Raw genomic sequence first — 16,823 nt, 5'->3', positions numbered from 1 at the left:
GACGCGCGCCGCACCCAACCCGGCCCCCGCACCGACGCAGGCGGCCGTGGAGCGGCGCATGCGCGCCCCGGAACCGGCGCCGCCCGACCCGGCTCCCACCCCGACACCGACGGTCCCCGGCACGCCCCACAAAGGGCCGGAGCGGCCGAGGCCAGGACAAACCCGAAGTCGCCCAACCCGCGCACCAGCCCCCGCACCAACGCCCACCCCCCACGACCCCACCGCCCCGCACCGCCCCCCAAGGCCACCCGTCGCCCCCCAACCCCACCCCCGCTCCGCACCCTCCCTCGCTCCCGCGCCACCCGGCTCCTCATCCCCTACCTGGACGTCGACGCCCCGGTCATGGCCCTGCGGCTCGACCGTGAGCGGCGGCTGCCCGCGCCTCCGGAGGGCAAGGCGAATCTGGTGGGCTGGTACGCGCAGGGACCGTCGCCCGGTGAGGAGGGGACCGCCGTGGCCGTAGGACACCTGGACACGGACACCGGCCCCGCCGTCTTCGCCGGCCTCACCGAGCTGAAGCGCGGCCGACAGGTCGAGGTGCGGCGCGCCGACGGGCGGACCGCCGTCTACACCGTCGACGCCATCAAGAAGTACGAGAAGGCGCACTTCCCCGACCGGGAGGTGTACGGCCCCCGCGGCCGCCCCGAGCTGCGCCTGATCACCTGCGGCGGCACCTACAACCGTAGAACCGGCTACTCGGGCAACGTCGTCGTCTTCGCCCACCTCACCACGATCCGCTGACCGGCCCGCCCCGCCCCCGCTCCCGCCCGCTGAATCCGACCGTCCGCTTTCTCGCCAGTTGGACCGGAGTACCCGATCCCGCCCCGTCTCTTCCCCCGGCCGCGCACAGTCCGTTAATTTCCGTGACCCACAGGTCTCGTACGAACCGCACGGGACATCCGACCGCGGAGCACCAGCGCCCAAGTGAGCCCCCGGGGGCACCGTCATGACACGCGCCATCTCCCTGCACCACGTCAGCAAGGCCTACAGCAAGGGCGTCCGCGTGGTGGACCGGCTCTCGCTGGACATCACGCCCGGCGAGTTCCTCGTCCTGCTCGGACCCTCCGGCTGCGGCAAGTCCACCGTCCTCAGAATGATCGCCGGCCTGGAGGAGATCACCGAGGGGCAGCTGCTGCTCGACGGCGAGTACGCCAACGACCTGCTGCCGTCCGACCGTGACATGGCGATGGTGTTCCAGAACTTCGCCCTCTACCCGAACATGACGAGCCGCGGCAACATCGGCTTCCCGCTGCGCATCGAGGCCCCCGGCGAGGACCCGGGCCCACGCGTGGACGCCACCGCCCGCATGCTGGGCATCGAGGACCTCCTCGACCGCCGGCCCGCCCAGCTCTCCGGCGGCGAACGCCAGCGCGTCGCCATGGGCCGGGCCATCGCCCGCCACCCCTCCGCCTTCCTCATGGACGAGCCGCTGTCCAACCTCGACGCCAAGCTCCGCAACCACCTGCGCGCCGAAATAGCCAACCTCACCCGGGAGCTGGGCGTCACCACCGTGTACGTCACCCACGACCAGGCCGAGGCCATGTCCCTCGGCGACCGGGTCGCCGTCCTGCGGGGCGGTGTCCTCCAGCAACTGGACACCCCCCGCTCGGTGTACGCGCTGCCCCGCAACATCTTCGTCGCCGCCTTCATCGGCACCCCGCGCATCAACCTCCTGCGCGGCCTGGTCCGCGCCCCGCTCGACGGCGCGATGACCATCAGCCTCGGCAAGCAGTACCTGCGCCTGCCCGAACCTCTCTCCCTGGACCACCAGCTGCTCCGCGTCCAGCAGGGCCGCGAGGTCATCGTGGGCCTGCGCTCGGAGGCCGTACGCATCGCCAAACCGTCCGCCGCCCGCCCCGGCGAGGTGGCGATCAGCGGTCTGGTGGAGCACGTGGAGTTCCAGGGCCACGAGGTCCTCGTCCACTTCAACACCGGCTCCAGCCCCGCCGTCGTACCGGAACTGGAGGCCCCGCGCCCGGGCGCCCGCATCGCCAGGCGCCGCCGCGAGAGCACGGTCCTGGACCGCTTCCGGGGACGGGTGGGAGCCCTGCGGGCCGGCCCGTTGGTGGTGCTGGACGACCCGGCGGACGCCGACCCCGAACCCGCGGCGCCCGACAGCCGTCTCCCCGGCGATCTCGTCGTCCGCACCACCCCCGACTTCGATCTGCGCCGGGGCCTGCACGTCCCTCTGCTGGTCGACATCGCCCATCTGTTCGTCTTCGACCAGCACGGCGAACGGATCTGTCCGGCTCCTGCCCGGCTCCCGGACCTGGAGGAGTGAAGCCCGTCCCGCCACCGCCCCCGCCCGGTCGACTTCTGATCTCATGGTCCGGGATGTCTGGTGCCCGAAAACTAACATCGCTAGTTTAGGTGCCGGACGACGAACGGCCCCGCCCCGGAGGAAGCACGATGAAGGCACACGACGGCATCTACCTCGACGGCGCGTGGCGCCCCGCCACCGGCCCGGACACCATCGATATCGTGAACCCGGTCGACGAGCAGGTCATCGGCCGGGTCCCGGCCGGCACCGCCGAGGACGTCGACGCCGCCGTACGGGCCGCCCGCGCCGCCCTCCCCGCCTGGGCCGCGACCGCCCCCGCCGAGCGGGCCGCGCACCTGACCGCTCTCCGGGACGCTCTCGCGGCCCGTCAGGACGAGATCGCCGAGACGGTCACCGCCGAACTCGGCTCGCCGCCGAAGCTGTCGCAGGCCGTGCACGCGGCCCTGCCGATCACCGTCGCCGGCTCCTACGCCGAACTGGCGGCGACGTACGCCTTCGAGGAGAAGGTCGGCAACTCCACCGTCCTCCACGAACCCATCGGCGTGGTCGGCGCGATCACCCCCTGGAACTACCCCCTCCACCAGATCGTCGCCAAGGTCGCCCCGGCGCTGGCCGCGGGCTGCACGGTGGTGCTGAAGCCCGCCGAGGACACACCGCTGGTCGCCCAGCTCTTCGCCGAGGCGGTCCACGAGGCCGGGATCCCGGCGGGCGTCTTCAACCTCGTCACCGGGCTCGGCCCGGTCGCGGGCCGAGCCCTCGCCGAGCACCCGGACGTCGACCTGGTCTCCTTCACCGGCTCCACGGCCGTCGGCCGGCAGATCGGCGCGACGGCGGGAGCGGCCGTGAAGAAGGTCGCCCTGGAACTGGGCGGCAAGTCCGCCAACGTCATCCTGCCCAGCGCCGACCTCGCCAGGGCGGTCAACGTCGGCGTCGCCAACGTCATGTCCAACTCCGGCCAGACATGCAGCGCCTGGACGCGGATGCTGGTGCACCGGGAGCAGTACGAGGAAGCGGTCCGCATCGCCGCGGCGGCGGCGGCCAAGTACGGCGACCGTATCGGCCCGGTGGTCAGCGCCAAGCAGCAGGCGCGGGTGCGCGGTTACATCGAGAAGGGCGTGGCGGAAGGGGCGCGGCTGGTCGCGGGCGGCCCGGAATCCCCGCGTGAGCAGGGCTACTTCGTCAGCCCCACCGTCTTCGCCGACGTGACCCCCGACATGACCATCGCGCAGGAGGAGATCTTCGGCCCGGTCCTGACGATCCTGAGCTACGAGGACGAGGAGGACGCCCTGCGCATCGCCAACGGCACGGTCTACGGACTCGCGGGCGCCGTCTGGGCCGGCGACGAGGAGGAGGCGGTGGCCTTCGCCCGCCGCATGGACACCGGGCAGGTCGACATCAACGGCGGCCGGTTCAACCCGCTCGCTCCCTTCGGCGGTTACAAGCAGTCGGGCGTGGGCCGTGAACTCGGCACGCACGGCCTCGCCGAGTACCTCCAGACCAAGTCCCTGCAGTTCTGAGGAGCCCCGACGTGGTGCGTGCCGCCGTACTTCCCGCCGTCGGCGCTCCTCTGGAGATCGCCGACATCGACCTCCCCGACCCCGGACCCGGCCAGATCCGCGTCCGGCTCGCCGCCGCCGGGGTCTGCCACTCCGACCTCTCCCTGTCCGACGGCACCATGCGCGTCCCCGTCCCGGCCGTCCTCGGCCACGAGGGCGCGGGCACGGTCGTCGCCGTCGGGGAAGACATCACCCACGTTCGCCCCGAAGACGGCGTGGTCCTCAACTGGGCCCCGTCCTGCGGCGGTTGCCACGCCTGCTCGCTCGGGGAGGTCTGGCTGTGCGCCAACGCGCTGAACGGCGCCGCCGACGTCTACGCACACCGCCGGTCGGACGGCACCGACCTCCACCCCGGCCTGAACGTCGCCGCGTTCGCCGAGGAGACGGTCGTCCCGGCGGGCTGCGTCCTGCCGGTCCCCGACGGCGTCCCGCTGACCGACGCGGCCCTCCTCGGCTGCGCCGTCCTCACCGGATACGGCGCCGTCCACCACTCGGCGCGGGTCCGCCCCGGCGAGACGGTCGCGGTGTACGGCGTCGGGGGAGTGGGCCTCGCCGCCCTCCAGGCGGCCCGCATCGCGGGTGCGTCCAGGATCGTCGCGGTCGATGTCTCCCCGGCGAAGGAGGAGCTGGCGCGCGGCGCGGGCGCCACCGACTACCTGGTGGCCTCCGACAACACCGCCCGCGAGATCCGCGCCCTCACCGGCAAGCAGGGCGTCGACGTGGCCGTCGAGTGCGTGGGCCGCGCGGCCACGATCCGCACGGCCTGGGACTCCACCCGCCGCGGCGGCCGCACGACGGTCGTCGGCATCGGCGGCAAGGACCAGCAGGTCACCTTCAATGCCCTGGAGATCTTCCACTGGGGCAGGACCCTCTCGGGCTGCGTCTACGGCGACTCCGACCCGGCACGGGACCTCCCGGTACTGGCCGAGCACGTCCGGGCGGGCCGCCTGGACCTGGGAGCGCTGGTGACGGAACGGATCGCCCTGGAGGGCATCCCGGCGGCGTTCGAGAACATGCTGGCGGGCAAGGGCGGCAGGGCCCTGGTGGTCTTCTAGCCGCCTCGGGTGTCGGGACGGGCCCCACAGATGCTCCGTACAACCTCCCTGCACACCCGTTGACCCCATACCGTCCGGTCAGTATGTTCCCGGCAACGTCCCCACCGCACCCACCGGAGTGTGCACGCATGGACACAGCCCCACCCGCTCCCCCCGTCCCCACCACGGCCCTCCCCAAGGCCAACCGTCGCCGCGTAGCCACCGCGGCAGCCCTCGCCTCCGCCGTCGAGTGGTACGACTACTTCGTCTTCGGCATAGCCGCCGCCCTTGTCCTCGGCGACCTGTACTTCCCGGCGGGCAGCCCGACCGCCGGCGTCCTCGCCTCCTTCGCCACCTTCGCCGTCGGCTTCCTCGCCCGCCCGCTCGGCGGCATCGTCGCGGGCCACCTCGGCGACAAGCGCGGCCGCAAGCCGATGCTGGTCCTCGCGCTCTCACTCATGGGCGTGGCCACCACCGGCATCGGCCTGCTCCCGACGTACGAGACGATCGGCGTCGCCGCCCCGGTCCTGCTGGTCGTCCTCCGCGTCGCACAAGGCATCGCGGTCGGCGCGCAGTGGGGCGGCGCCATGCTGCTGGCCACCGAGTACGCCCCCGAGGGCAAGCGCGGTGTCTACGGCAGCGTCGTCCAACTCGGCGTCCCCATCGGCGTGGTGACGGCCAACTCGGTCTTCCTGCTGGCCGGAGCCTTCACCACGGACACCGCCTTCGCGGCCTGGGGCTGGCGCGTGCCCTTCCTCATCGGCCTGTTCGTCCTCGTGCTCGCCTGGTACATCCACACCCGGGTCGAGGAAACGCCCGAATTCCGCGAAGCCGAAAAGGCGTTGACCGAGAAGGAGAAGGCCGAGCGGAGCTCCCCGCTGCGCACGATCCTCCGCGGCCACCTCGGCACGGTGCTCCTCGCCGGCGGCTCCTTCGCCGTGAACACCGCGACCTTCTACATCCTGATCACCGGCGTCCTCGACTACACCACCCGCGAACTAGACATGAAGCGCGGTGCGGTGCTCACCGTCTCGCTCTGCGTCAGCCTCACCCAGCTCGTGCTGATCCCCGCCGCCGCCGCGCTCTCCGACCGCGTCGGCCGCATCCGGATCTACGCGATCGGCGCGGCCGGCATCGCCCTGTGGGCCGTACCGCTGTTCCTGCTGATCGACACCGGATCGCTGCTGTGGCTGGCGGTCGGCACGTTCGTCGCCAGCTGTTTCCTCAGCATCATGTACGGCCCTCAGGCCGCCCTGTTCGCCGAGCTGTTCACGCCCGAGATGCGCTACACGGGCGCCTCCCTCGGCTACCAGATCGCGGCCGTCCTCGGCGGCGGGCTCGCGCCCTTCCTGATGGTGCTGCTCCTGGAGGCGACGGGCACGTCGATGGCGGTGTCGGGCTACATCATCGGACTCGCGGCGATCGCTCTGCTGTCCATCAAGGTCCTTGCGAGCAGGGCGCCTTCACGCTGAATCGGAGGCCTTCTCGGGCCGCGGCTCCGGAACCGTCTCCGGGGCTGCGGCCTTCGGCGCGCGCGACCGCGACACCGCGACCCCCGCCAGGCACAGCGCCCCGCCCGCCAGCGTGAGCAGCCCCGGCACCTCGCCCAGCGCCAGCCACGACATCAGGACGACCAGCGCGGGGACGGCGTACGTGGTCGCGCCCATCCGGCTCGCGGTCGTACGGGCCAGGGCGTAGGCCCACGTCGTGAAGGCCAGCGCGGTCGGGAACACGCCGAGATAGACCATGTTGAGGGTCGCCGAGGCCGGCGCGTCGGCCGCCTCGGACACCAGCTGTCCGGCGAACGGCAGGCAGACCACGGCCCCGACGAGACACCCGAACGTGGTCACCTGCAGCACGCTCGCCCGGCCGAGGGCCGGCTTCTGCGCCACGACACCGCCCGCGTAGCCGACCGCGGCCAGCAGACACAGCACGACTCCGAGCACCGACGACCCGCCGTCGCCCGACATCGACAGCCCGACCGCCACCGCACCCGCGAACGACACCGCCATGCCGGCCAGCAGCCGCGGCGGCATCGCGTCACCGAGCAGCCGCGCGCCCAGCAGAGCGATCAGGATCGGCCCGATGTTCACGACCAGGGCCGCCGTCCCGGCGTCCACCTGCTGCTCGCCCCAGTTGAGGGCCACCATGTAGCAGCCGAACCACAGCACCCCGGATATCGCGATCCCGCGCCAGGCCGCCCGCGGCGGCCACCCCTCCCGCCGTACGAGACAGATCACCCCCAGCGTCAGGGCCCCGGCCAGCAGCCGCCCGAGCGCCAGCGCCCCCGGTGAGTACGCCTCCCCCGCACTGCGGATCGACACGAAGGCGGAGGCCCACAGCACCACGGTGACCGTGGCCGCACCGGCGGCGAGCAGCTCCGTGCGACGGGCAGGGCCGAACAGGGAGGCGTTCATCATGCTCCTGAGGCTAGGGAGGAAGGGGAGGGGAGGCTCGCGAATTTCGGACGGGGTGGTGGAGGGAGCCCGGCGCCGCTAGCGCAGCGCCCCCGCCTCGATGCCGAGCAGCTCCGACAGCGCCCGCTCACCCGTCTCCGTCACCTTCACCGCCCGCTCGGAGCCGATGCGCACACACCAGCCCGCGTCCAGGGCGTGCCGGCACAGGGCCGCGCCCGCGACGCCCGCGAGATGGGGACGGCGTTCGGTCCAGTCGAGGCAGGCCCGGGCCAGCGGGCGCCGGCTCGTGCGGTCCAGGCGGATGCCGACCGCGTCGAACCAGCCGATGCCCGCGTCCGTCAGCGCGAACCCCTTGTCCTGGACCAGCAGTTCGCGTGCGGTCAGCGCGTCGGTGACCGTGATGCCGAGCCGCCCGGCGAGATGGTCGTAGCAGGTGCGCCCCCGCGCCATGGCCGACCCGGCGCTCGACTCCCGCAGGTTCCGCGGCCGTACGACACCGTCCGGCGCCACCTGCGCGGCCAGGTCCTCCACCAGCTGGGCGACCCGCGCGTCGGCCAGCCGTACGTACCGGTGCCGCCCCTGCCGCTCTTCAGCGACCAACCCGCCCGCGACCAGCTTGCCCAGGTGCTCGCTCAGGGTCGACGCGGCGACACCGGCGTGCCGCGCCAGCTCACCGGCGGTCCATGCCCGCCCGTCGAGCAGCGCGAGCAGACACGCGGCCCGGGTCTCATCGGCGACGAGTCCGGCGAGGCGGGCGAGCCGTGACGCGCGTGGGTCCCTGGTGGTCATGCGTCCCAGGATGGGGCACGGACACTTCGGTACTCACCGAACTGTCCTAGGCCCGCCCGACCTGCTCGTACTGCCGCGCCAGCCCGTCGAGCAGCGCCGTCAGTCCCGTTTCGAAGGCCCGTTCGTCGATCTTCTCCTGCTGCTCGGCCAGGAGGTGGGCCTGCCCGAGGTGCGGGTAGTCGGCCGGGTCGTACGCGCTCGCGTCGTCCACGAAGCCCCCGGCGAAGGAACCGAGCGCGGAGCCCATGATGAAGTACCGCATCAGCGCGCCGATGGACGTGGCCTGCGCCGGCGGCCAGCCCGCGTCGACCATCGCGCCGTAGACAGCGTCCGCGAGCCGCAGCGCGGCCGGACGGCGGCCGGGGCCGCGGGCCAGGACGGGGACGATGTTCGGGTGATCGCGCAGGGCGGCCCGATAGGAGACCGCCCAGTCGTGCAGCGCGGTCCGCCAGTCCCGGCCGTCCTCGAACATCGCCAGGTCGACCTGCGCGCTCACCGAGTCGGCGACGGCCTCCAGGATCTCGTCCTTGGTGCGGAAGTGGTTGTAGAGCGAGGGCCCGCTGACCCCCAACTCGGCGGCGAGCCGACGCGTGGAGACGGCCGCCAGGCCCTCCGCGTCCACGAGCGCGCGTGCCGTCTCGACGATCCGGTCGGTGCTGAGCAGGGGCTTGCGCGGTCGGGCCATGGCGCACATAGTAGGGCTGCGACTGAAAACTAGCAGTGCTAATTTAAAGGTGCGGCCTTCAAGTGGAGTGGCTTGTGGTGAACCTGGAGCTGAGCGAGGAGCAGACCGCCGTACGGCAGCTCGCCCGCGACTTCGTCGAGCGCGAGATCACCCCGAACGTCATCGCCTGGGACCGCGCCGAAGAGGTCGACCGCGCCATCGTCAAGAAGCTCGGCGAGGTCGGCTTCCTGGGTCTGACGATCGACGAGGAGTACGGCGGCTCGGGCGGCGACCACCTCGCGTACTGCCTGGTCACGGAGGAGCTCGGCCGCGGGGACTCGTCCGTGCGCGGGATCGTCTCCGTCTCGCTCGGCCTGGTCGCCAAGACGATCGCGGCCCGGGGGAGCGAGCAGCAGAAGCGGCGCTGGCTGCCGGGCCTCACCTCCGGCGCGTACGTCGGATGCTTCGGCCTCACCGAGCCGGGCACCGGATCCGACGCCGGCAATCTCACCACGCGGGCGGTCCGTGACGGCGACGACTACGTCATCAACGGCACCAAGACGTTCATCACGAACGGCACTTGGGCCGACGTGGTCCTGCTCTTCGCCCGCTCCACGGACGCGCCGGGCCACAAGGGCGTCTCCGCGTTCCTCGTGCCGACCGACACGCCCGGCCTCACCCGCCGCACCATCCACGGCAAGCTGGGCCTGCGCGGCCAGACGACCGCGGAGCTGGTGCTGGAGGACGTACGCGTGCCGGCCTCCGCGATGGTGGGGGAGGAGGGCAAGGGCTTCTCGGTCGCCATGTCGGCGCTGGCGAAGGGCAGGATGTCGGTGGCGGCGGGCTGCGTCGGCATAGCGCAGGCGGCGCTGGACGCCGCCGTCCGATACGCGGGCGAGCGCGAGCAGTTCGGGAAGACCATCGCCCACCACCAGCTGGTGCAGGAGCTGATCAGCGACATAGCCGTCGACGTGGACGCGGCCCGCCTGCTGACCTGGAGGGTCGCCGACCTGATCGACCGGGGGCTGCCCTTCGTCGTGGAGTCCTCCAAGGCCAAGCTCTTCGCCTCGGAGGCCGCCGTCCGGGCCGCGAACAACGCCCTCCAGGTCTTCGGCGGCTACGGCTACATCGACGAGTACCCGGCGGGCAAGCTGCTGCGGGACGCCCGCGTGATGACCCTCTACGAGGGCACGAGCCAGATCCAGAAGCTGGTCATCGGGCGGGCGTTGACGGGGGTTTCGGCGTTCTGAGTAGGTGGACTGAGTAGCTGCGCGCATGTGGCGCGGGCCGCGTCCCCCGATCCTTGTCCCCATGAGTGAGACACCGGGCAAGCAGCAGAACACGGCCGCCTTCTACGGCCAGGCCGTCGCCTCCTTCGCCGTGGCCATGGCCGCGACCGCCATCGGCATCTTCAAGCTGAACGCCGACGCCTGGGTGCGGGCCTTCCTCGCCATCGCCGTCCTGTACCTGGTGACCTCCGCCTTCACCCTGGCCAAGGTGATCCGGGACCGTCAGGAGGCGACGGAGCGGTCGTACCACCCCTTCGAGAAGCTCTGACGAGAAGCTCTGACCACTGCGTCCGACGTGCTGAGCGGCCACGCTAAGCGCCCGCTCAGCTTCAGCGGTATGGTGGTGGCTCTGTCAGTGAGAGGGGCGAACGAGCGATGAGTACGGCGGAGGAGACGGCCGGCGGCGAGACGTCGGGGTGGGGCGAGGTCACGCCCGACGCGGCCCGGCGGCTGCTCATTGCCGCGGTGGAGGCCTTCGCCGAGCGCGGCTACCACGCCACGACGACCCGTGACATCGCGGGCCGCGCCGGTATGAGCCCGGCCGCGCTCTACATCCACTACAAGACCAAGGAAGAGCTGCTCCACCGCATCAGCAGGATCGGCCACGAGAAGGCCCTGGAGATCCTGCGTACGGCGGCCCAGGGCGAGGGCACCGCGACCGAGCGCCTGGCCGACGCGGTGAGCTCCTTCGTCCGCTGGCACGCGGGCGGGCGCACCACCGCGCGGGTCGTGCAGTACGAACTGGACTCGCTCGGCCCCGACGCCCGCGCCGAGATCCTCGCCCTGCGCCGCCAGGTGGACGCGGAGGTGCGCGGGATCATCGAGGACGGTGTGACGACCGGCGAGTTCGACGTGCTGGACGTCAAGGGCACCACCCTCGCCGTGCTCTCCCTCTGCATCGACGTGGCCCGCTGGTTCAATGTCAACGGCCCCCGCACGCCCGAGGAGGTCGGCGCGCTGTACGCCGACCTCGTGCTGCGGATGGTGGGCGCGAAGTAGCTCCCTCGCCGGTCAGAGGTAGTCCGGTCAGAGGTAGTCCGGTCAGGGGTGGTCCGGTCAGAGGTAGTACCGGGACACCGACTCGGCCACGCAGACCGGCTTGTCCCCGCCCTCGCGCTCCACGGTGAAGGCGACGGTGACCTGGACGCCGCCGGACACGTCCTCGACGCCGGTGATGGCGGCGGTGGCGCGCAGCCTCGACCCGACCGGAACGGGAGCGGGGAAACGGACCTTGTTCGTCCCGTAGTTGACGCCCATCTTCACGCCCTCAACCTTGATCAGCTGCGGCCCGAAGAGCGGCAGCAGCGACAGGGTCAGATAGCCGTGGGCGATGGTCGTGCCGAACGGCCCCGCGGCGGCCTTCTCCGGATCCACGTGGATCCACTGGTGGTCGCCGGTGGCGTCCGCGAACAGATCGATCCGCTTCTGGTCGATCTCCAGCCAGTCGGTGTACCCCAGCTGCTCGCCCACCGCCGCCTTCAGGTCGTCGGCGGAGGTGAAGATCCTCGGCTCTGCCATGTCGCTGGCCTTCCGTGTCGCACACTCGTCGTGTCACATCATGTCTAAGCAACTGCTTAGCATGGTCGGCTACGGGGCCCATGTCAACGGACCGGGGCGTGCGGCGATGGGTAGGCTCTGAGGGGTGCCCCAGATCCACGAGAAGATCCATGAGCTCACGGTCGGCCAGCTCGCCGCCCGCAGTGGTGCCGCCGTCTCCGCCCTGCACTTCTACGAGTCCAAGGGCCTGATCAGCAGCCGCCGTACCTCGGGCAACCAACGCCGCTACAGCCGGGACACCCTGCGCCGCGTCGCCTTCGTCCGTGCCGCCCAACGCGTGGGCATCCCCCTGGCCACGATCCGCGAGGCCCTCGCCGAACTCCCCGAGGAACGCACCCCCACGCACGAGGACTGGGCCCGGCTCTCCGAGGCCTGGCGCTCGGAACTCGACGAACGTATCAAGCAGTTGAACCGCCTCCGCGACCACTTGACCGACTGCATCGGCTGCGGCTGCCTCTCCCTGGACACCTGTGTCCTGTCCAACCCGGACGATGTGTTCGGCGAACGGCTGACGGGGTCGCGGTTGCTGGTGGAACAAGGGGGAGACCGGAAGAGGGGGCGGTAGGCGGGCCGCCGCCGTGCCCTATGACGACCGCTGGGCCCACCCGTACTGGTTCAGCCCCTCCGCCACCAACTGAGCGTTGGACACGGCCCGTTCCCCGTCCGGCAGGACCAGCGTGTCCTCCAGGCCTATTCGGGTCGCGAGGCCGAGGCGCCCGGCCAACCGCAGCACCGGCCATGCGCCGCCGTCCTCGCCGTGCAGCAGGACCGGGCGATGGGGGTACCTCCCGCTCGAGCGAAGTCGAGAGTGGGGGAGTGCGGAACCCAGGTCGGCCAGAAGGGCGCGCGCGGTGTCCTCGGCCGTGTCCGGTGCGGGGTCCGTGACCTCCGCGAGCACGCGCAGCACCTTCGGGCCCAGCGGCGAGTCGGCGAACCGTGCCGCCCCGTCCGTCCCGGACCAGATGCCCGCCTCCACGCCCACCCCGAGGTCGATCAGGGCGGCGGCCACCTCCTCGGCGCCCGGCTCGTGCCAGTTGACCGAGGCGTGGTCGGGGAGCACGGTCCAGCCCCGTAAACGCTCCACCCGTGCCGCCGGATCGAGGTCAGGCTCCGCCCAGGCACCCGTGGTCACGCCGACCGGCACCGACACCCGCGCGCGTATCGCCTCGACCGTCGCCGCGACCACGCGCGGCGACAAGGTGTCCTGCCCGCAAGGTGTTTTGGGGTGGACGTGGATGTCCGTGGCCCCCGCCGCGACGGCCTCCGCCGCGGAGTCGGCCATCGCCTGCGGCGTGAGCGGCACCCCGGCACCGTCGGCGGCCCCCCGGGGCCCGTTGAGACACACCTGCACCCGCACCATGCCTCGATGGTGCCAGCCACCACTGACAACGGCCCGCGGCCGAGAAGAAACGCCGAGAAGAAACGCCGAGATGAAACGCCGAGATGAAACGCCGGGAAGAGGCAACGGCCCGCGGTCATATAGGGGGTGCGGCATCCCCGACGCACCCCCGCCGTTCGCCGTTCCTAGGCCGACACCAGCAACCGTCCGCGCCTGGCGTCCGCCAGCGCCTCGGGTGTGAGCACGGGACGCGGTACCAGAATTCCGCAGTCCGTGCAGACCGGACCCGTCGAGGGTTCGTGGTCCAGTTCGTACTTCCAGACGAGCCGCTCCCCGTGGCACACCGGGCACACCGACCCCGGTTCGCGCTCCAGCGCGGAGATCAGGCGGCGCAGTACCTCCGCCAGCGGCTCATGGGGATGGACCCGGGGGTCGTCGCACCAGGCGACACCGAAACCGCCCCAGGTCAGCCGGTGCCAGTCGTCCACACTGCCCGGCCTGCGCAACCCGTCGTGCTTCTCCTTCTTGCGACGCTCGGCGAACTCGACCTCATAGGCCAGCCAGACCGAACGCGCCTCCTCCAGCTCATCCAGTGCGGCCACGAGCCGCGCTGGGTCGGGGGAGCGGTCCTCCGGGCCGAACCCGGCCCGGGAGCACAAATGGTCCCAGGTCGCCCTGTGCCCGTAAGGAGCGAACCGCTCCAGGCACTTGCGCAGCGAATAACGCCGTAGTGCCAGATCGCACCGCGGATCGCGCACCTGTCTCGCCAGACTCCGGAAACCGGCCATCGCCCTGCACCTCCGTCACACCTGCACCTGTACTTCGGTCACTTCGGCGTCGTCGTACGGACTTCGCGCGACGTTGCCGAATAGACGTATCGACAAGCGATTCGGCTCCATCCGATTTCCGATGGCCCCCATAAGCCGGCCGAGCCGGCCGCATCGACGCGGTGCCGAGCCGGCACCGACTTCAAAAAGTGACGCATGTTCATCTTCAATCTCGGGGATACCGGCGGTAACGTCCGGCACATCCCCGTCGGTAGGAGCTGCCATGCCACGGCGCATCCCACGCACCGCGCTCGACAGACTGAGAACTCCCGGCGCAATCCCCGGGTTCCTGAAGACCGCATCCGTATGCGTCCTCATTGCCGGACTTTTGTCCCCGCTCACCCGGGCGGCGGCAGCCGAGGAGGCGGCGCCCACGGCGACGGCGGCGGCGAACGACTACTGCGGCGGCCAGTGTTCCGACATCCTGCCGCCCGGCCAGAACGGCAACGCCACCCTCGCCCAGATCCTCCTCAACCAGGCCTTCGGCAGCCAGCCCGCCCACGCGGAGGACCAGCTCGGGCCCTACGCCAACCTGGCCAAGGGATACCCCACACTGACCAACTCCACGGTCAACACCTTCTTCAACGACGCGTCTTTCGGGGTCCCCGCCGATCAAGTCGCCTCCACGGTCAAGCCCGCCGGTCGCGGCGACGTGACGATCGTCCGCGACAAGAAGACGGGTGTGCCGCACATCACCGGTACCACCAGATACGGCACGGAGTTCGGTGCCGGGTATGCGGCAGCTGAGGACCGGCTGTGGCTGATGGACGTCTTCCGCCACGTGGGACGCGGTCAGCTGACCTCCTTCGCGGGCGGCGACCCGTCCAACCAGGGCCTGGAGCAGCAGTTCTGGCGCCACGCTCCGTACACCGAGGCCGATCTCCAGGCCCAGATCGACAATGCCGTCGCCACGAACGGGGAGCGCGGCCAGCAGGCCCTCGCCGACGCCAAGGCCTACCTCGACGGCATCAACGCCTACATCGACACCTCCGACAGCGGCCGTTACTTCCCCGGCGAGTACGTCCTCACCGGCCACAAGGACTCGATCACCAACGCCGGCACCATCGAGCACTTCAAGATCACCGACCTGGTCGCGCTGGGCTCCGTCATCGGCGCGCTCTTCGGCTCCGGGGGCGGCGGTGAGGTCAACAACGCGCTCTCGCTGCTCGCCGCACAGGAGAAGTACGGCGTTGAAGAGGGCACCAAGGTCTGGGAGTCCTTCCGCGAGCGCAACGACCCCGAGGCGGTCGTCACCGTCCACGACAAGAGCTTCCCGTACGCCTCGAAGCCCGACGACCCGCAGGGCGCGGCACTGCCCGACGCCGGCTCGGTGGAGGAGGAGCCGTTGGTCCACGACCGTACCGGCAGTGCGGCCACCTCAAGTGCGAACAGCGCGTCCACCACGGCTGCCAAGACGGCCATGACCTCCGCCAAGCGCGGCATGTCCAACGCCCTCGTGGTGAGCGGCGAGCACACCGCCAGCGGCCACCCGGTCGCCGTCTTCGGCCCGCAGACCGGCTACTTCGCGCCCCAGTTGCTCCTGCTCCAGGAGATCCAGGGCCCCGGCATCAGCGCCCGCGGCGCCTCCTTCGCGGGCCTGAGCATGTACGTCGAACTCGGCCGCGGCCAGGACTACTCGTGGAGCGCCACGACCTCCGGCCAGGACATCATCGACACCTACGCCGTCGAACTGTGCCAGGACGACTACCACTACCTGTACCGCGGCACCTGCACGCCCATGGAGAAGGTCGAGCAGAAGAACGCCTGGAAGCCGACCACCGCGGACGACACCGCGGCCGGCTCCTACACGATGCGGGTGTGGCGCACCAAGTACGGCCCCGTCGAGTACCGCGCGACGGTCGGCGGCAAGAAGGTCGCCTACACCACCCTGCGCTCCTCCTTCATGCACGAGGCCGACTCGATCATCGGCTTCCAGATGCTGAACGACCCGGACTACGTGAAGGGCCCGGAGAGCTTCCAGAAGGCGGTGCAGCACATCAACTACACCTTCAACTGGTTCTACGCCGACTCCGAGCACACCGCGTACTACAACAGCGGCGACAACCCGGTGCGGGCGAGCGGCGTCGACGCCGAGTTCCCGGTGTGGGCGCGGCCGGCGTACGAGTGGCGGAACTGGACCCCGGCCACGAACACGGCGGACTACACCCCGCCCTCGGCCCACCCCAACTCCATGGACCAGGACTACTACATCTCCTGGAACAACAAGCAGGCCAAGGACTACACCACCGCTCCCTGGGGCAACGGCTCGGTCCACCGCGGCAATCTCCTCGAGGACCGGGTGAAGAAGCTGGTCGCCGCGGGCGGGGTCACCCGTGCCTTGCTGGTGAAGGCCATGGCCGACGCGGGGCTCGCCGACCTGCGGGCCGAGGGCGTGCTGCCGGATCTGCTGAAGGTCGTGGGCAGCTCCCCGGTCACGGACTCGACGGCCGCGGCGGCGGTGAGCAAGCTGCAGACGTGGCTGTCGGCGGGCGCCAAGCGCACGGAGACCTCGGCCGGTTCGAAGACGTACGCCGACGCCGACGCCATCCGCATCCTGGACGCGTGGTGGCCGCTGCTGGTCAAGGCCGAGTTCCAACCGGGCCTGGGCAGCGACCTGTACACGGCCATGACCAGCAACCTGCCGGTCGACGAGTCCCCGTCGGCCGCGCACGGCCCGACCGGCTCGCACGCCGGAAGCTCCTTCCAGTACGGCTGGTGGAGCTATGTCGACAAGGACATCCGGGCGGTGCTCGGTGAGTCGGTACAGGGGCCGCTCGCGCGGAAGTACTGCGGCGGCGGCAGCCTCAGCGCCTGCCGGGACATCCTGATCAGCACCCTGAAGGAGGCGGCCGGCAAGACCGCGGCCCAGGTCTACCCCGGTGACGCCCTGTGCTCGGCGGGCGACCAGTGGTGCGCCGACTCGATCTTCCAGCGGACGCTCGGCGGCATCAAGCACGGCCACATCAGCTGGCAGAACCGCCCGACGTTCCAGCAGGTCGTGGAGTTCACCTCGCACCGGTGAGACACGCGTGGCGGCGGGTCAGCGAACGCTGCCCGCCGCCACCACGAC

The 16,823-nt window shown here is 71.2% G+C and carries 17 protein-coding genes; 10 read left to right on the top strand and 7 right to left on the bottom strand.

Annotated elements, in window-relative coordinates:
- The 5 genes from CLM62_RS51940 to CLM62_RS28425 form a co-directional block, all read left to right on the top strand.
- Window positions 1-741 (top strand): class F sortase (locus CLM62_RS51940; RefSeq protein ID WP_257004132.1); only part of this gene is annotated, 741 nt, incomplete at its 5' end.
- Between the two features lie 205 nt (window positions 742-946).
- Entirely contained in the window at window positions 947-2,281 is a 1,335-nt protein-coding gene (locus tag CLM62_RS28440) for an ABC transporter ATP-binding protein (RefSeq protein WP_095752760.1), read from the top strand.
- 128 nt (window positions 2,282-2,409) lie between these two features.
- Window positions 2,410-3,798, top strand: a complete 1,389-nt coding sequence (locus tag CLM62_RS28435; protein ID WP_095752759.1) for an aldehyde dehydrogenase family protein — start codon at window positions 2,410-2,412, stop codon at window positions 3,796-3,798.
- Window positions 3,799-3,809: 11 nt separating this feature from the next.
- Window positions 3,810-4,892 carry a Zn-dependent alcohol dehydrogenase gene (locus CLM62_RS28430; RefSeq protein WP_095752758.1) on the top strand — a complete coding sequence of 361 codons (1,083 nt, stop codon included), beginning with the start codon at window positions 3,810-3,812 and terminating at the stop codon, window positions 4,890-4,892.
- A gap of 128 nt (window positions 4,893-5,020) precedes the next feature.
- Window positions 5,021-6,343, top strand: coding sequence for an MFS transporter (locus CLM62_RS28425; RefSeq protein WP_095752757.1), 1,323 nt, complete (start codon window positions 5,021-5,023; stop codon window positions 6,341-6,343).
- Here CLM62_RS28425 and CLM62_RS28420 read toward each other — a convergent pair.
- The 3 genes from CLM62_RS28420 to CLM62_RS28410 form a co-directional block, all read right to left on the bottom strand.
- Window positions 6,335-7,291: a DMT family transporter gene (locus CLM62_RS28420; RefSeq protein ID WP_095752756.1), complete on the bottom strand. Its 957-nt coding sequence runs from the start codon at window positions 7,289-7,291 to the stop codon at window positions 6,335-6,337. The two genes, CLM62_RS28425 and CLM62_RS28420, sit on opposite strands and share 9 nt — an antisense overlap.
- Window positions 7,292-7,366: 75 nt before the next feature.
- Window positions 7,367-8,077, bottom strand: coding sequence for a helix-turn-helix transcriptional regulator (locus CLM62_RS28415; RefSeq protein WP_095752755.1), 711 nt, complete (start codon window positions 8,075-8,077; stop codon window positions 7,367-7,369).
- Between the two features lie 46 nt (window positions 8,078-8,123).
- On the bottom strand, window positions 8,124-8,762 hold the full coding sequence (locus CLM62_RS28410) for a TetR/AcrR family transcriptional regulator (RefSeq protein WP_095752754.1): 639 nt from the start codon (window positions 8,760-8,762) through the stop codon (window positions 8,124-8,126).
- A 77-nt stretch (window positions 8,763-8,839) separates the two neighbouring features.
- On the opposite strand from CLM62_RS28410, the gene CLM62_RS28405 reads away from it, so the two are divergent.
- The 3 genes from CLM62_RS28405 (at window position 8,840) to CLM62_RS28395 (ending at window position 11,029) form a co-directional block, all read left to right on the top strand.
- Window positions 8,840-9,991, top strand: coding sequence for an acyl-CoA dehydrogenase family protein (locus tag CLM62_RS28405; RefSeq protein ID WP_095752768.1), 1,152 nt, complete (start codon window positions 8,840-8,842; stop codon window positions 9,989-9,991).
- Between the two features lie 61 nt (window positions 9,992-10,052).
- The gene (locus tag CLM62_RS28400; protein WP_095752753.1) at window positions 10,053-10,298 is read left to right on the top strand and encodes a YiaA/YiaB family inner membrane protein; all 246 of its coding nucleotides are present in this window, start codon (window positions 10,053-10,055) and stop codon (window positions 10,296-10,298) included.
- Between the two features lie 107 nt (window positions 10,299-10,405).
- Window positions 10,406-11,029: a TetR/AcrR family transcriptional regulator gene (locus CLM62_RS28395; RefSeq protein ID WP_095752752.1), complete on the top strand. Its 624-nt coding sequence runs from the start codon at window positions 10,406-10,408 to the stop codon at window positions 11,027-11,029.
- Window positions 11,030-11,086: 57 nt separating this feature from the next.
- On the opposite strand, the gene CLM62_RS28390 is transcribed toward CLM62_RS28395, so the two are convergent.
- Complete coding sequence (locus CLM62_RS28390; protein ID WP_095752751.1) at window positions 11,087-11,548, bottom strand: MaoC family dehydratase; 462 nt, start codon at window positions 11,546-11,548, stop codon at window positions 11,087-11,089.
- Between the two features lie 124 nt (window positions 11,549-11,672).
- Here CLM62_RS28390 and soxR point away from each other — a divergent pair, with 124 nt between their 5' ends.
- Window positions 11,673-12,152, top strand: coding sequence for a redox-sensitive transcriptional activator SoxR (soxR, locus tag CLM62_RS28385; protein ID WP_095752750.1), 480 nt, complete (start codon window positions 11,673-11,675; stop codon window positions 12,150-12,152).
- Window positions 12,153-12,170: 18 nt separating this feature from the next.
- Here the strand turns inward: soxR and CLM62_RS28380 are convergent, their stop codons facing one another.
- The 3 genes from CLM62_RS28380 to CLM62_RS49445 form a co-directional block, all read right to left on the bottom strand.
- The gene (locus tag CLM62_RS28380; RefSeq protein ID WP_179382260.1) at window positions 12,171-12,947 is read right to left on the bottom strand and encodes a 3-keto-5-aminohexanoate cleavage protein; all 777 of its coding nucleotides are present in this window, start codon (window positions 12,945-12,947) and stop codon (window positions 12,171-12,173) included.
- 164 nt (window positions 12,948-13,111) lie between these two features.
- Window positions 13,112-13,714 (bottom strand): hypothetical protein, encoded by a 603-nt coding sequence (locus tag CLM62_RS28375; protein ID WP_095752749.1) that lies wholly within the window; start codon window positions 13,712-13,714, stop codon window positions 13,112-13,114.
- A 15-nt stretch (window positions 13,715-13,729) separates the two neighbouring features.
- Complete coding sequence (locus CLM62_RS49445) at window positions 13,730-13,978, bottom strand: hypothetical protein (RefSeq protein ID WP_143659163.1); 249 nt, start codon at window positions 13,976-13,978, stop codon at window positions 13,730-13,732.
- Between CLM62_RS49445 and CLM62_RS28370 the strand changes: the two genes are divergently transcribed.
- Complete coding sequence (locus CLM62_RS28370) at window positions 13,977-16,775, top strand: penicillin acylase family protein (protein WP_095752748.1); 2,799 nt, start codon at window positions 13,977-13,979, stop codon at window positions 16,773-16,775. The genes CLM62_RS49445 and CLM62_RS28370 overlap by 2 nt on opposite strands.
- Window positions 16,776-16,823 lie beyond the last annotated feature (48 nt).

Origin of the sequence: Streptomyces sp. SA15, assembly GCF_002291145.1 — a bacterium.
Lineage (GTDB): Bacteria > Actinomycetota > Actinomycetes > Streptomycetales > Streptomycetaceae > Streptomyces.
This window is presented reverse-complemented; position numbering and strand designations above follow the sequence as displayed.